Source organism: Enterobacter sp. ECC-019 (assembly GCF_043974075.1).
Lineage (GTDB): Bacteria > Pseudomonadota > Gammaproteobacteria > Enterobacterales > Enterobacteriaceae > Enterobacter > Enterobacter asburiae_D.
The window spans coordinates 4,311,309-4,324,623 of sequence record NZ_CP143759.1 but is presented as its reverse complement, the minus strand read 5'-3'; the positions used below and the strand labels follow the sequence as shown (position 1 = coordinate 4,324,623).

Below are 13,315 nucleotides of genomic sequence, written 5' to 3'. Positions count from 1 at the left end.
GCATGTCACAGAACTGGATGAGACATTTCGAGCTGCAGCTCGTGGACGAAAACGGGCAGGGGATTGAGCTCAGCGATTTTAAAGTGACCTTCACGATCGACTGGTTCAACATCAGCAGCGCGTCCCGGGTGGGTACGTTCAAAATCTACAACCTGTCAGCTGATACGGTAAACCGCATCACCGGGCAGGAATTTTCGAAAGTGCGGCTGATTGCCGGTTACGACGGTATCGCGCCGGATGTATCGGTAAGCGACGTCGGGACTGTGCGCGAAGTCGACGCGGCGGACGTGGGCCAGAGCGATGGCCGCAACTACGGGCTGATTTTCAGCGGAGATATTCGCTACTCGGTCACCGGAAAAGACAGCCCTATTGATTCCTACGTCCTGATTCAGGCAGCCGATACGGACCTGGCTTTTGCCACAAGCATAACCTCGCAGACGCTGGCAGCCGGTTACACGGTAGCAGACGTGAATCGCGCGCTGATGAAAGACTTCGAGGCCAAAGGCGCAACCGAAGGCCTGACGCCTGAAATGCCTGCTACTGTGTTCCCACGGGGCCGGGTGCTGTTCGGCATGACACGGCATCTTATGGATAACGTGGCCGGACAATGTGGCGCAACATGGCAGTTCGTGGACGGCCAGCGGCAGATGGTGGCGAATAACGAGTATGTTCACGACGCGATTGTGCTCAACAGCGCCACCGGGTTGATCGGCATGCCGCAGCAGACCATCGGCAACGGCGTAAACGTCCGCGCGCTGATTAACCCGAACATCCGGGTTAACGGGCTTATTCAGCTGGATCAGGCTTCCGTATATCGCACCGCGCTGTCGAACAACGATATCGCTATGGCTGGTGGGCAGATCACCGACCAGAACACTGACGGAAATATCACGCTCAGCGGCACCACGGCGCAGCCTGCCAGCATCGCAACAGATGGCGTTTATATTGTGCGCGGGATTATGTACACTGGCGACACAAGGGGCCAGGCGTGGTACATGGATATGATGTGCGAAGCGCGTGGCGCTATAGATATTAAAACTCAGGCAGCGTTTAACCGGGGTGGATAATGGGTAAGTATGCTTTATTGGCTGGACTATTAGTTTCGTTACCTTCTTTTGCTGCGTTCCAGTGCGGAGGATATAAGATGACGCTATCGGATGCCGAAGGTCTCGTGCGGATTAATGGCGAGTTAGTGACCAGTCAAAAGGTAAAATATCTCGGCGAACAAGGCGATGAATCCAAAGCTGTATGGAATATGGGGTTGATGCCTGCACGCGATGGTAACAACTACGGTTTTGAGTTCGTTAAACGTAACGGAAAATCGTTCTTGAACGTCCAACTGCTGCAGAACCGCATGGATGCTCCGAAAGTTATCGGTTCTTTCCCATGCAAAAAAGTTTCTGACTAAAGTAATCAATGGACTTTATTTATGGCAGTCAGCAGGTCAAAAAAAATAGTTTTATTAGTTGTCATTGTTGTAGGTTATTTAATTGGGAACCATAAAAACAATGAAACTGATAAAGTGTCCAGTAACACCGAGGCCTCTGAACAAGTTAAAGCGCAACAATCAAGTAGTGCCCCAACTCTGTCAGAAGAGGCTCTTTTAAAGAATGAAGTGATATTTACCTGTAAGGATATTGCCCGATCTTCTTTATCGTTGCCGGACACATTCGAAACCGAACAGACTGAAAGCGGAATCGACGAGAACAATGGAAAGCAAATTTATTACTTTACTCTTCATTTTTCTGGGATGAACGCCTTCAATAGTCGCATAACTCATACAATAGAGTGCTACGGGACGCTCGGAGACAAAAAACGAACCGTGACCTATAAAACATTCAACTAACCCGCCACTCGGCGGGTTTTTTGCTTTCTGGAGCCTACCAAATGGCAGTATCTGACCAGACCCGCAGCGGCGACCTTGCCGAAACATTCAAATCTGAGCGGGAAACCACAAAAAACCAGATCCGCGTCGCTTTGCCTGGCATCGTTCAGTCATTCGACCCTGACGCGGTTACGGCGGTTGTGCAGCCTGCTATCCGTTCGGTTGAAACTGATAACGACGGGAACCGTATTACCAAAAATTACCCGCTTCTGGTGGATGTGCCGGTGATATTTCCGCGCGGCGGCGGCTGCACGCTAACGTTCCCGGTGAAAGCCGGTGATGAATGCCTGGTGATTTTCGCCGATCGCTGCATCGATTTCTGGTGGCAGAACGGCGGGGTACAGGAGCCTGTCGACGACCGGGTGCATGACTTATCGGATGCGTTCTGTATCGTCGGGCCGCAGTCACAGGCGCAGAAAATCAGCGGAATCAGCACTGGGGCCGCTCAGCTGCGCAGCGACGACGGAAGCACGTTCTTTGAGCTCAACCCCACTACGCAGAAAATTAAAATCGTAGCGCCTGGCGGTCTGGATGTAGTTACCCCGCAGGCCGACTTCTCGGCGAAAGTTACCATTCACGGGCTCCTGTCCTGGCTGGGTGGAATGGTGGGTTCTGTTGCTTCTGGCGTTGCATCCAAAATCACCGGCGCTGTCGAGTTTATCGGTACCGTCAAAGCTAACGGCAAGACAATCGATGATACGCACACTCACGGCGGCGTGCAGCACGGCACCAGCAACACAGACGGGGTGAACTGATGCGATACAGACGTGAAGATGCCGACGGTGATTACACCTTTGGCAGCGGCGATGATACTTGGCTGATTAACTCACCTGAGGCCGTGGCGCAGGCGGTAAAAACGCGATTCGAATTGTGGTATGGGCAATGGTTTCTCGACACCACCGAGGGGACACCGTGGATTCAGTCCGTACTCGGTAAGCAGAAGCCAGAAACCTACAACCTGGCGATCCGTAAGCGCATCCTCGAAACGCGGGGCGTTAAATCCATCCTCTCTTTCAATACGACAGTGAACACGACGACGCGCCGCGTCCAGTTCTTCGCTGAAATCGACACCATCTACGGAACAACGACAGTAACCAGCGAGGCATAAATGGCCCTCAATTTGGACACACTCGGCTTATCGGCAACGGTAACCGCTGAGGGGATCAGTGCGCCTGATTACCAGACGATACTCGATACCCTGACGAGCTATTTTCAGCAGATTTATGGCAGCGACGCTTATCTGGAGCCAGACAGCAAAGACGGCCAGATGGTGGCGCTGGTGGCGCTGGCTATTCACGATGCCAACAACACGGCCATCTCCGTTTATAACTGCTTCTCACCTGCTACGGGTTACGGTGCAGCGCTGACGAGTAACGTAAAAATCAACGGTATCGCGCGCAGGGGAGCGACGAACTCTACCGTGGATCTGGTTCTGACCGGTACTGCCGGGACATCCATCACAAACGGTACCGTGAAAGACACGAATAACGTGATCTGGCGGCTTCCTGCCTCGGTGACGATCGGTGTCGGCGGTACCGTGACGGTAACTGCAACCTGCTCAAACAGTGGAGCGGTTGCTGCGCTGGCCGGGACGATTACCACTATCAACACGCCGACCCGTGGCTGGGCTTCTGTAACCAACCCGGCTGCGGCCACTGTAGGCGCACCGGCTGAAACTGACGCAGAACTGCGTATCAGACAGGGGCAAAGCGTAGCGCTACCATCCCTCACTCCGTTTGAAGGTGTTGACGGTGCGATCGCCAACGTTGCAGGCGTGACACGTCACAAGCTCTACGAGAACGATACTGGTGCAACCGACAGCAACGGGCTGCCGCCTCATTCCATTTCCGCCATCGTCGATGGAGGGGATGTTACCGAGATAGCCCAGACAATCAGGGGAAACAAAGGGCAGGGAACGGCCACCTACGGGACAACATCTGTCACGGTACCGGACACCTACGGCAACCCACACGTGATCAGCTTTTCGCGATCTACTGATGTCCCGATTTACGGGCATATCACCCTGAAGGCATTCACCGGCTACACGTCGCAAATTGGCGTACAGATTCAGCAGGCCGTCGCGGATTACATCAATGGGCTGACGATCGGTGACGATGTGCTGCTGAGCAGGATTTATTCTCCGGCGAACCTCGGCGTAGTGAGTGGCGGCAATGCGCGCTACTACGACATACAGGAGCTGCTGATTGGCAAATCAGCCGGTAGCGTCGCGGCGGCAAACATCATCATCGCCTATAACGAATCCGCGTCGTGTAAACCCGAAAGCATTGTTCTAACGGTGACGTCATGAGCAAGTACACGGACTTAATCACCAACTATCACGCCACGAAGCCGAAATTTTTTGATCACGTAGACCTGAGCACGCGGCCACTGATTGATATCACCGGCGCCACCCGGGGGCTGGTAAGCGCTTTCGATATTGATACTGCTGTCGGCGTCCAGCTCGATACGCTCGGCCTCTGGATTGGTCGCAGTCGCATAGTCAGCCAGCCGATAAGCGGCGTTTATTTCAGCTGGGACACTGACGGGCTCGGATATGACCAGGGCGTATGGCAAGGCCCGTATGATCCAGATGCAGGCTATACCACGCTGAGCGATACAACCTATCGAATCGTTCTGAAGGCAAAAATCGCCATCAACAACTGGGATGGACGCAATGATTCGCTGCCTCCCATCCTTGACGCTGCAACTGCAGGCTCTGGCCTGAAGATGCAAATCGTCGACAACCAGGACATGACGATCTCGGTCTGGGTTTTTCCTGAGACTGATATTTCTGATGTGTCTCTCGAACTGATCGCTGCTATCAAGCAGGGCTATCTCACCGTTAAAGCAGCTGGTGTATGGGCCGGTGACGTTGAAACGCCTTCGGTAGAAACACCGTCAGAAGGCTCAAAATTCTTTGGCTTTGACATGGACAACGAATATATCGCCGGATTTGATGATGGCGCATGGGGGAAATTACTGTAATGGCTAAAAATGACTTTAAACCATTCGCGACAGCTGCGAATGCTAACGTGATGTCACAGGCAGACTGGGAAGCACTACCGGCGCTTTTGTCCGGCTTTATTAGTGGGCCAGCAAAATCAGCGCAGGTGAACAAAGCTATTCGACAGGCCAGTTTTATCGCGGCAGCGCTGGCGCAATATACCGCCAATAAGAGCGGGCAGGATGTACTTGATGATGGAGATATAGCAGGATTTATCGCGAAGATGTCCACCGCGTTCGGTAAGGACTTCCAGGCGCTTGATGCCACACTGACGGCACTTGCCGGCCTCGCTACAGGAGCAAATAAACTTCCCTATTTCACCGGAACAGATACCGCGGCACAAACTGACCTCACACAAGTCGGTAGGGATGTCGTCGGTCAAACAACCGTGGCGAACCTTCTCACATACCTCGGTTTGGGAGAGGCAGCAAAGCGTGGTGTTTGGGGAGGGAGTGGTAATGTTACAGCGGCAGGAGGATTTTCACTTGGTGTAACCGGAGCCTTTCTTCTGCCAACTGGGACGATTGTACAATGGGATGAGGGAGTTACTGCATCAAATGGAGCACTCGTTAAATCATACCCAACACCATTTCCTAGTGCATGCCTGGCATTAATTCCGACTATATACAACTCATCAGGCACAAGAATATTTGCAACACCAAATAAATCAAGCAAAACTCAAGTCACGATCAACACTGCTGATATCAATGGTTCTGGGGTGGCTGGAGTAAATGTCGGTTATATTGCGATAGGGTATTAATATGTTTAAATATTATTTTTCCGCGTCTAATAAAGCGATTTACACTGATGCTTTATATGATGCATACGTTGAATCAAATTCATGGCCTATCGATGCAGTAGAAATATCGGCAGAGGTGGCGCAAACTTACCATCCGTCAAATCAGCCAGTAAATAAGGTTCTTGGCTCTGATATTGATGGCCTTCCTGTCTGGAAAGATATTCCTCCACCTACCCAGCAGGAGCTGATAGCAGGAGCTGACGCCGAAAAACAATCCCGAATTGATCAGGCTAACGAGTATATGAACAGTAAGCAGTGGCCCGGAAAAGCTGTTATGGGCAGGCTTAACGATACTGAAAAGGCGCAGTACAATCTTTGGCTTGATTATCTCGATGTGCTGGAAATGGTTGATACATCTACCGCTCCGGATATTGCATGGCCTGAAAAACCTGCATAAAAGAGAATGTCGCCGCCCGTCGTATGCAAGAATGGGCGGCGGCTGTTTGCCGGGTGTTAATGCCCGAGCAAACGTGGGAAATATTACCTGAACAGTATCTACAGGCCAACCTGGCGAACTGTCGGGAACTCAGATACCAGCCACATATCGGACTCTTCAAACATATCCTCCAGCATGCGGTTCAGCTTTTCCCGATCGCTTTTGCTGGCATCGCTATTCAAGCCGTTCGCCTGCATCGGCTTCACCCTCACTTCGGCATCAGGGAAGATCTGGTGCACTCGCTTCGTCAGCTCCGCCAGGATAATCTCTCTGGCCCCTTCAAGTCCCTCTACATTTCGCTTGTCATAAACCAGTTCAACGAACATAAAAGCCTCCGGAAAACCGCTGTGGTTGTATACAGTATTTTTACTGTAAAAATAAACAGTGTCAAGGCGAGTTGAGCGTTAGAGAGGTAGCTGGTTTTGTGATTCTCAGATAAATGGAAGGATTAGGCTGTGAGTTCGGGGAGGTTTTAAAGTGCATACACATTAGAATTAAAAATGTAGAAGAAAGAAAAAGGCGTTTATAAGAAGCCCAGCGAGAATAAAGCTAGCTAGGCTAATGTGTGCTAAGATACTTTTCTGAAGATAAGCAATGGGGTTAACCCATAGGATTGCGGGCTGCGCCCCATTAGTTCCCTTATAGTGTGTAGCATCCCATCCATACCTTCTTTCAATTCATTTGATGGAAAACCATCAGAAAGTTCTGGGGCCGTGATCTCTTCTTCAGGGTGAGCATCGATAAAGCCAACAACATGCCAATCACCCGGAATCCGCGGACCATATTTGAGAGTCAAATTACCAGAGTCTATTGTTAAATCGTCAGGTTTAACTGACATCCAAAATAAATTACCTTGCTCATCAGAAAATTCGATTTGGGTAGAAAACGGCAAAAGAGATAGCATACCAATTGCGTTATCAGCATTGTTTATCTCTTCTTTGATTGATTGTTTTTGAGTTACATTCTTAGCGCTTTTTAACTCATCCTGTTTAATTTTTTTGAAAATAGGCATGATGTCATGAACCATTTTAACATCGAAAAGTTTAATTTTTCCGGTAGCTATAATGATCTGGCCTAAATGCGACTTAGAAACATTGTCTTGAATCAGGGATAACTCATCCAGTTTATCGATAAGATTTAAAGGAAGGCTCCATGAAGAATCGAAAAGTCTTTCTTGAGATCTGGCCCATGCTTCCCCTGCATTTGTCTTCGCACTTATAAGGGGGATTCCACCCTTGAGTTCTTTCTGGTCGCTTTCGGACGTGGATGATGTTTGCTTTATGGTACTAAGGACACCTGACGGGAATAGTTGGGCGGTTAAAGAACCTACTCTTTCTCTATCTACATACAAAAAATCAAATAGTGAATCTATGTTTTGTGAGTCTTGAACCATCCTCATGCTCCTCTTTTATTTTCGCTTTTTCCTGAGCTATCCGCTGTTGCTGAGCTTCGATTTCGTCATAAATTTGCTGCAACTCATCTACACCTGCTTTGGGTGCATCAGAAGTAAGCTTTTTAATTAACTTGCGAATCATGACAGTTCTCCAGAGAGCATCTTGGTTAAATTATGTTCTCTAAACAGTATCAATGCAACCTTCACCTGATCAACACGCGGAGAAGTGGCACAACAACGTAATAGCAGCATAAAACGTGAACTGACACTAAGTTACCACGAACTACAGAAGTAGGTAACCTGGTGATTTATCGAGTTAAGAGGGCGCAAAGACCTCGAAGATATGGAATGTATCAAGCTCTTCAAAAAAATTTGTGCAGCACACGTTCTTGCATTCTGGCTCCCTTCGCAGCCGTTGGTCGTTTAGTCTCTTTGCTAGCATTGGTTTCAATTTTACTTTGGCTTCTCGGTAGCCGCTGCACTAGCTTTGACAACCCAGCATGACTGGTAAATAAAAGTCATTAGGTTTAGACCTGAAAGAATGTATTTTTGTTACCCTTAGTTACAAATAGAAAAACCCCAGACCGTTAGATCTGGGGTTCTTTTAAAGTGCACGTGCATTTTACGTGCATATTTTTGTCTTTTCTCGGTCTGTCTGCTGTCTGGTCAGTGTCCGTAAGTGGCTGTTTTTATAGCCGCTGTCCGGTTGCAGTCCTATCAAAAGTGGTGGAGCTGGCGGGAGTTGAACCCGCGTCCGAAATTTCTACATCCTCGGTACTACATGCTTAGTTTGTCTTTACATTCGCACGCCAGCTGCGGACAGACACGCCACTAACGAACTAGCCTGATTAGTTTTAACGCTTCAACCCCAGGCAGGGCTTCCACGCGATCTCTTTTGGGTTTGACCTCTCTTTGATCCCCGTCTTAAGAGCGGAAGCTAGGGAGAGAGGGCTCAGAGCAGGTTATTAAGCTGCTAAAGCGTAGTTTTCGTCGTTTGCGACTATTTTTTTGCGGCTTTTAACGAGGCAAACCGCCCCTCGGCATGCACCTTGGGTTTCGCAAATCCCGTCGAATCCAGAATCAGCCCCAATAGTGTTGGACTAAGTATACCAGATTTCACTTCCTGGATACCAGCCCGGAACGCTAACTTATTGAATAGTACAATAAGTGTGCAGAATCAACGTCCTGCGTTTTTCATGATGCGCGCTTTGTCCAACTGCCACTCGCGCTCTTTCAGGTCAGTTCGTTTGTCGTGCTGTTTTTTACCCTTCGCGACGCCAACTTTCACTTTGCACCAGGCGTTTTTCCAGTACAGCGACAGGGCGACCACGGTGAAACCTTCACGGTTGATACGTCCATAGAGGGATTCCAGCTCACGCTTGTTCAGCAGCAGCTTTCGGGTGCGCGTTGGGTCACATACGTAGTGTGAGGAGGCGACAGTCAGCGGCGTAAAGTTCGCGCCGAACAGGAAGGCTTCGCCATCTTTCAGGATCACGTAACTATCGCCGATGTTGGCTTTACCCGCGCGCAGCGATTTTACTTCCCAGCCCTGCAACGCAAGGCCAGCTTCGAATTCTTCTTCAATGAAATACTCGTGGCGAGCACGCTTGTTGAGCGCAATGGTCGCCGAGCCTGGTTTATGTGCTTTTTTCTTCGTCATAAGTGTCGTAAAGCCGTCGGTAATCTGATTTCAAAAAGTCACCTCATTGCGTCCTGTGAGGTCTAACGCGCTATCTTAGCACGAGATGAGGCTTAGCGTTTTTTTAACAGGTGATAAATGTTATTATTTGTCCGTTGTGTGACCATGGGAAATGCTATGCCTCAGATTAGCCGTACTGCGCTTGTGCCTTACAGCGCGGAACAAATGTATCAGTTAGTGAACGATGTTCAGTCTTATCCAGAATTTATTCCGGGATGCACCGGGAGCCGCGTTCTGGAGTCCGGCCCGACGCAGATGACCGCGGCGGTGGATGTCTCCAAAGCGGGGATCAGCAAGACGTTCACCACCCGCAATACGCTGACCAGCAATCAGAGTATTTTGATGCATCTGGTGGATGGTCCGTTTAAAACCCTGATGGGGGGCTGGAAGTTTACGCCGCTGAGCGCTGACGCCTGTCGCATCGAGTTCCAGCTGGACTTTGAATTTACCAATAAGCTGATTGAGCTGGCGTTTGGCCGCATCTTTAAAGAGCTGGCGTCCAATATGGTTCAGGCGTTCACCACCCGCGCCAAAGAGGTTTACAGTGTCGCATAAGATTGCTGTAGAAGTGGTGTACGCGCTGCCGGAGAAGCAGTATCTGCAGCGCGTGACGCTGGAAGAGGGGGCAACCGTTGAGGCGGCTATCCGCGCGTCCGGCATCCTTGAGCTTCGCAGCGATATCGACCTGGCGAAGAATAAGGTCGGGATTTACAGCCGTCCGGTGAAGCTGGGTGATGTGCTGAAAGAGGGCGATCGGGTGGAGATTTATCGTCCGCTGATTGCCGACCCGAAAGAGCTGCGTCGTCAGCGTGCGGAGAAGGCGGGTAAGTAGCGCTTTCTCCCCCGGTGGCGCTTCGCTTACCGGGGCTACGATTCTGCGCAAGAATTAAGATACAAAAAAGGTGCTCAATGAGCACCTTTTTGCACTTCTGACTTCTGATTATTTGGTCAGGGCAGGCTTGTTGTCGATGTTGGTCAACACGCCGGCGCTGCTGAAGGTCAGCGTCAGGGTCTGCTGGGTCGCATCTTCGTGGCCCGGCTTCTGACGGAATACATAGAACCAGGTGTTAGTGCCGAACGGATCGGACATCATCGGGGTTCCCAGTGTATAAGCGACCTGCTGTTGTGTCATCCCCACACGGATTTTGGACACATCGTTAGGGGTAAGGTAGTTCCCCTGGTTGATGTCAGGACGGTAAACCACTTTCTCCAGAGTGGAACAGCCTGCGGTCAACATCAGAAGAACCGCTGCGGCAGCGGTCAGCATTTTACAACGCATAGTGATTTGATTCCTTTTCGGGCCCGAGCAGAACGCGGCTCATATGTAATATGCCGATGATAATAGACCTTGCCCCACTTTGAAACCGGTCTGGCGGCGTTTTTGTTGTTCTGTATGACCCTGAGATCCCGAAAAAGTTTATGCCGCCAGCAGTTCTTTCGCGTTAGCGAGCGTGTTACGCGTGACTTCGCTGCCGCCAAGCAGGCGTGCCAGCTCCTGCAGGCGCGCGCGTTTATCCAGCGGCTTCATGTGCGTTTCGGTCATTTCACCGTCGGTTTCTTTGCTGACGATAAAGTGATGATGACCACAGCCCGCGACCTGCGGTAGGTGAGTGACACACATCACCTGCGTTGATTCGCCCAACTGGCGCAGCAGTTTACCCACCACCGCTGCCGTTGGGCCGCTGATGCCGACATCCACTTCATCGAAAATCAGCGCCGGGGTTTCCATTTTACGCGCGGTAATCACCTGAATCGCCAGCGCAATACGCGACAGTTCACCGCCGGAGGCCACTTTGGAGATAGCCTGCAGCGGCTGCCCCGGGTTGGTGGTGACGCGGAACTCGATGCGGTCCGCACCTTCCGCCGTCAGGTGGTTCTCTTCAAAGCGGACATCAATGGTGAAGACACCGTGCGGCATCGCCAGCGTGTGCATGCTGTCGGTGATGTGCTGGCTTAGCTCCTGGGCGTAATGCTGACGGATGTCATGCAGCTTTTGTGCTGTCGCCAGCGCCTGTTCATGGTGCAGGTTCACTGCCAGAGAGAGGGTTTCCTGCGAGTCAGCCTGATCGTCAAGCTGCTGCTGTTCTTCCAGCAGAGACTGGTAGTAGCCTGGCAGCTCTTCCGGCGTGACGTGGTGCTTGCGCGCCAGTGAAATCTGACGGGAGATACGCTGCTCCAGCTCAAACAGACGGTTCGGGTCGAGATCCAGACGTTCACAGTAGTGGCGCAGTTCGTCGCTGGCTTCGGAGATCTGAATGGCCGCTTCTTCCAGCATATCCAGGACGCCAGAAAGCTTGCTGTCCATGCCGACCAGTTCGGTAATCAGCTGGCGGACGTTATACAGCTGGCTCTGCAGGTTCACGTCTTCGCCATCCGCCAGCAGGTTGAGTGCATTCTGGCTGGTTGAGAGCAGGTGGCCGCTGTTCGCCAGGCGTTTGTACTCTTCGTCGATTTGCTCAAACTCACCCGGCTGCGGGTTGAATTCGTTCAGCTCTTTAAGCTGGTACGCCAGCAGCTCCGCACGTGCGGCGCGCTCCTGGCTTTGCTGCTGGTGCTGGGCAAGTTCACGGCAGCTCTGATGCCACTGGCGATAGTGTTCCGCCATAAGCTGAGTAAGCGCGTACTCACCCGCATAGCCATCCAGCAGTGCTTTTTGCTGTTCTGGTTTGACGAGTTGCTGGTGCGCATGCTGGCCGTGGATCTGGATAAGCAACTGGCCGAGTTCGCGAAGCTGGGAAAGCGGAACCGCCGTGCCGTTGATAAAGCCACGTGAACGACCGTCGCTGCTGATCACGCGGCGAAGTAAACACTCATGCCCATCTTCAAGCTGGTTCTGTTCCAGCCAGCGCTGGGCGGCAGGGGTGTCTTTTAGGGAGAAACGGGCGCACAGGTCGGCACGGTTTGCGCCCATGCGCACCATGTCGCCCTCGGCGCGGCCGCCAAGGCACAAGCCGAGGGCATCAATGGCAATGGATTTACCTGCACCGGTTTCCCCGGTGATCGCCGTCATGCCGCTGTGGAAATCGATCTCAAGCTCACGAACAATGGCAAAATTGCTGATGGTCAGTTGTGCCAGCATAATTGTTTTCCTGTATGAAAAACCATAACTGTGTTTTCATACAGTATAAACTGGTTTTTTATACAGTAAAGTACTGGATGCAAAATCAGAACAATTTTTTTGACCAGCCAAGCTTCGAGCTTAATGTGTTGAAATAGCTGTAATCTTTCGGATGAATCAAATTCAGGTGGTAATCACACCGACGAATGAGGACATCTTCACCTTCCTGGATCGGCAGCGCTATCTGGCTGTCGCAGCTGATCTCCAGGTCGTTACGGCGGTGCGAGAAGCGCAGACGTATCGTGCTGTCGCCGTTGATGACCAGCGGGCGGGCGGAGAGCGTGTGCGGGAACATTGGCACCAGGGTGATGGCATCCAGCGAAGGCGTCAGGATCGGGCCGCCGGCAGAAAGCGAGTAGGCGGTTGAGCCGGTCGGGGTAGAGATAATCAGCCCGTCAGAACGCTGGGAGAAGGCAAAGATTTCGTCGATATAGACTTCGAACTCGATCATGTGCGCCACTTTCCCGGGGTGAAGGACCACCTCGTTAATCGCGGTGCTGATGCGCTTCTGGCAGTCCTGCTGGCACACCTGCGCTTCCAGTAAAAAGCGTTTTTCGCTGATATAGTGGCCTTCCAGCACGTCGGCCAGCTGCTGTTGCGCATTGTCCGGGTCGAGGTCGGTTAAAAAGCCGAGATTGCCACGGTTGATGCCGATGACCTTGATGTCATAGCGCGCCAGCGTGCGGGCCGCGCCGAGCATGTTGCCGTCGCCACCCACCACCACGGCGAGATCGGCCTGTTGGCCAATTTCCGCCAGCGTGCCGGTTTTGACGCTCTTGAGCTGCAGCTCCTGGGCAATCTGCTGCTCGACCATCACTTCATAGCCTTTGCTACACAACCAGCGATACAACATTTCATGTGTCGTTAGTGCGGTAGGGTGACGCGGATGCCCGACTATCCCAATACACCTGAAATGATTATTCATTTTCTGGAGGTCCTTGTGCCTGATGAATGATGACAATCTGTCTTGTTCCCTTGAAT

Annotated in this window: 18 protein-coding genes and 1 other RNA gene; 11 read left to right on the top strand and 8 right to left on the bottom strand. The window is 51.5% G+C overall.

Translation table 11 applies throughout. The features are described from left to right. Positions 1–2: 2 nt before the first annotated feature. The 9 genes from V1566_RS20440 to V1566_RS20400 are packed head-to-tail and all read left to right on the top strand — an operon-like array spanning position 3 to position 6,085. Complete coding sequence (locus tag V1566_RS20440) at positions 3–1,067, top strand: hypothetical protein (protein ID WP_395304468.1); 1,065 nt, start codon at positions 3–5, stop codon at positions 1,065–1,067. Further along, entirely contained in the window at positions 1,067–1,408 is a 342-nt protein-coding gene (locus V1566_RS20435; RefSeq protein ID WP_395304467.1) for a hypothetical protein, read from the top strand. The genes V1566_RS20440 and V1566_RS20435 overlap by 1 nt, the downstream gene beginning before the upstream one ends. Before the next feature lie 21 nt (positions 1,409–1,429). Beyond that, positions 1,430–1,846, top strand: coding sequence for a hypothetical protein (locus V1566_RS20430; protein ID WP_395304466.1), 417 nt, complete (start codon positions 1,430–1,432; stop codon positions 1,844–1,846). A gap of 41 nt (positions 1,847–1,887) precedes the next feature. Continuing rightward, on the top strand, positions 1,888–2,640 hold the full coding sequence (locus V1566_RS20425; protein ID WP_395304465.1) for a Gp138 family membrane-puncturing spike protein: 753 nt from the start codon (positions 1,888–1,890) through the stop codon (positions 2,638–2,640). Then, entirely contained in the window at positions 2,640–2,993 is a 354-nt protein-coding gene (locus V1566_RS20420; protein ID WP_023325694.1) for a hypothetical protein, read from the top strand. Before V1566_RS20425 ends, V1566_RS20420 begins: the two co-directional genes overlap by 1 nt. Then, entirely contained in the window at positions 2,994–4,193 is a 1,200-nt protein-coding gene (locus tag V1566_RS20415) for a baseplate J/gp47 family protein (RefSeq protein WP_395304464.1), read from the top strand. Further along, a complete protein-coding gene (locus V1566_RS20410) occupies positions 4,190–4,870 on the top strand; it encodes a DUF2612 domain-containing protein (RefSeq protein ID WP_395304463.1) in 681 nt (226 codons plus the stop codon). Before V1566_RS20415 ends, V1566_RS20410 begins: the two co-directional genes overlap by 4 nt. Next, positions 4,870–5,649 (top strand): phage tail protein, encoded by a 780-nt coding sequence (locus V1566_RS20405; RefSeq protein ID WP_395304462.1) that lies wholly within the window; start codon positions 4,870–4,872, stop codon positions 5,647–5,649. Before V1566_RS20410 ends, V1566_RS20405 begins: the two co-directional genes overlap by 1 nt. 1 nt (position 5,650) lies before the next feature. Continuing rightward, positions 5,651–6,085 carry a tail fiber assembly protein gene (locus tag V1566_RS20400; protein WP_395304461.1) on the top strand — a complete coding sequence of 145 codons (435 nt, stop codon included), beginning with the start codon at positions 5,651–5,653 and terminating at the stop codon, positions 6,083–6,085. A gap of 98 nt (positions 6,086–6,183) precedes the next feature. Here V1566_RS20400 and V1566_RS20395 read toward each other — a convergent pair whose 3' ends face one another. The 5 genes from V1566_RS20395 to smpB all read right to left on the bottom strand — a co-directional run bounded on the left by V1566_RS20395 (position 6,184) and on the right by smpB (position 9,177). Next, complete coding sequence (locus V1566_RS20395; protein ID WP_045354872.1) at positions 6,184–6,450, bottom strand: DinI family protein; 267 nt, start codon at positions 6,448–6,450, stop codon at positions 6,184–6,186. A gap of 242 nt (positions 6,451–6,692) precedes the next feature. After that, on the bottom strand, positions 6,693–7,517 hold the full coding sequence (locus V1566_RS20390; protein WP_063418432.1) for a hypothetical protein: 825 nt from the start codon (positions 7,515–7,517) through the stop codon (positions 6,693–6,695). Further along, positions 7,480–7,659, bottom strand: coding sequence for a hypothetical protein (locus tag V1566_RS20385; protein ID WP_071993592.1), 180 nt, complete (start codon positions 7,657–7,659; stop codon positions 7,480–7,482). The genes V1566_RS20390 and V1566_RS20385 overlap by 38 nt, the downstream gene beginning before the upstream one ends. A gap of 582 nt (positions 7,660–8,241) precedes the next feature. Continuing rightward, positions 8,242–8,605: a transfer-messenger RNA gene (gene ssrA, locus V1566_RS20380) on the bottom strand. 89 nt (positions 8,606–8,694) lie between these two features. After that, positions 8,695–9,177: an SsrA-binding protein SmpB gene (gene smpB, locus V1566_RS20375; RefSeq protein ID WP_008502505.1), complete on the bottom strand. Its 483-nt coding sequence runs from the start codon at positions 9,175–9,177 to the stop codon at positions 8,695–8,697. Between the two features lie 156 nt (positions 9,178–9,333). On the opposite strand from smpB, the gene V1566_RS20370 reads away from it, so the two are divergent. Both V1566_RS20370 and V1566_RS20365 read left to right on the top strand, forming a co-directional pair. Beyond that, the gene (locus V1566_RS20370; protein WP_024908332.1) at positions 9,334–9,771 is read left to right on the top strand and encodes a type II toxin-antitoxin system RatA family toxin; all 438 of its coding nucleotides are present in this window, start codon (positions 9,334–9,336) and stop codon (positions 9,769–9,771) included. After that, positions 9,761–10,048 (top strand): RnfH family protein, encoded by a 288-nt coding sequence (locus V1566_RS20365; protein WP_023308884.1) that lies wholly within the window; start codon positions 9,761–9,763, stop codon positions 10,046–10,048. Before V1566_RS20370 ends, V1566_RS20365 begins: the two co-directional genes overlap by 11 nt. 108 nt (positions 10,049–10,156) lie before the next feature. Here V1566_RS20365 and bamE read toward each other — a convergent pair whose 3' ends face one another. From bamE to nadK, 3 genes are all read right to left on the bottom strand, one after another. Beyond that, the gene (bamE, locus tag V1566_RS20360) at positions 10,157–10,495 is read right to left on the bottom strand and encodes an outer membrane protein assembly factor BamE (RefSeq protein ID WP_023308883.1); all 339 of its coding nucleotides are present in this window, start codon (positions 10,493–10,495) and stop codon (positions 10,157–10,159) included. Positions 10,496–10,633: 138 nt separating this feature from the next. Continuing rightward, complete coding sequence (gene recN / locus V1566_RS20355) at positions 10,634–12,295, bottom strand: DNA repair protein RecN (RefSeq protein ID WP_395304460.1); 1,662 nt, start codon at positions 12,293–12,295, stop codon at positions 10,634–10,636. An 85-nt stretch (positions 12,296–12,380) separates the two neighbouring features. Next, complete coding sequence (gene nadK / locus V1566_RS20350; RefSeq protein WP_008502500.1) at positions 12,381–13,259, bottom strand: NAD(+) kinase; 879 nt, start codon at positions 13,257–13,259, stop codon at positions 12,381–12,383. Positions 13,260–13,315: the final 56 nt, after the last annotated feature.

Bases quoted from the DNA above. Each gene is read 5' to 3' on its own strand.
- smpB (WP_008502505.1), bottom strand. From the start codon at position 9,177: ATGACGAAGAAAAAAGCACATAAACCAGGCTCGGCGACCATTGCGCTC.
- nadK (WP_008502500.1), bottom strand. From the start codon at position 13,259: ATGAATAATCATTTCAGGTGTATTGGGATAGTCGGGCATCCGCGTCAC.
- bamE (WP_023308883.1), bottom strand. From the start codon at position 10,495: ATGCGTTGTAAAATGCTGACCGCTGCCGCAGCGGTTCTTCTGATGTTG.
- V1566_RS20370 (WP_024908332.1), top strand. From the start codon at position 9,334: ATGCCTCAGATTAGCCGTACTGCGCTTGTGCCTTACAGCGCGGAACAA.
- V1566_RS20435 (WP_395304467.1), top strand. From the start codon at position 1,067: ATGGGTAAGTATGCTTTATTGGCTGGACTATTAGTTTCGTTACCTTCT.
- V1566_RS20415 (WP_395304464.1), top strand. From the start codon at position 2,994: ATGGCCCTCAATTTGGACACACTCGGCTTATCGGCAACGGTAACCGCT.
- V1566_RS20425 (WP_395304465.1), top strand. From the start codon at position 1,888: ATGGCAGTATCTGACCAGACCCGCAGCGGCGACCTTGCCGAAACATTC.
- V1566_RS20385 (WP_071993592.1), bottom strand. From the start codon at position 7,659: ATGATTCGCAAGTTAATTAAAAAGCTTACTTCTGATGCACCCAAAGCA.
- V1566_RS20420 (WP_023325694.1), top strand. From the start codon at position 2,640: ATGCGATACAGACGTGAAGATGCCGACGGTGATTACACCTTTGGCAGC.
- V1566_RS20395 (WP_045354872.1), bottom strand. From the start codon at position 6,450: ATGTTCGTTGAACTGGTTTATGACAAGCGAAATGTAGAGGGACTTGAA.
- V1566_RS20405 (WP_395304462.1), top strand. From the start codon at position 4,870: ATGGCTAAAAATGACTTTAAACCATTCGCGACAGCTGCGAATGCTAAC.
- V1566_RS20390 (WP_063418432.1), bottom strand. From the start codon at position 7,517: ATGGTTCAAGACTCACAAAACATAGATTCACTATTTGATTTTTTGTAT.
- V1566_RS20440 (WP_395304468.1), top strand. From the start codon at position 3: ATGTCACAGAACTGGATGAGACATTTCGAGCTGCAGCTCGTGGACGAA.
- recN (WP_395304460.1), bottom strand. From the start codon at position 12,295: ATGCTGGCACAACTGACCATCAGCAATTTTGCCATTGTTCGTGAGCTT.
- V1566_RS20430 (WP_395304466.1), top strand. From the start codon at position 1,430: ATGGCAGTCAGCAGGTCAAAAAAAATAGTTTTATTAGTTGTCATTGTT.
- V1566_RS20400 (WP_395304461.1), top strand. From the start codon at position 5,651: ATGTTTAAATATTATTTTTCCGCGTCTAATAAAGCGATTTACACTGAT.
- V1566_RS20410 (WP_395304463.1), top strand. From the start codon at position 4,190: ATGAGCAAGTACACGGACTTAATCACCAACTATCACGCCACGAAGCCG.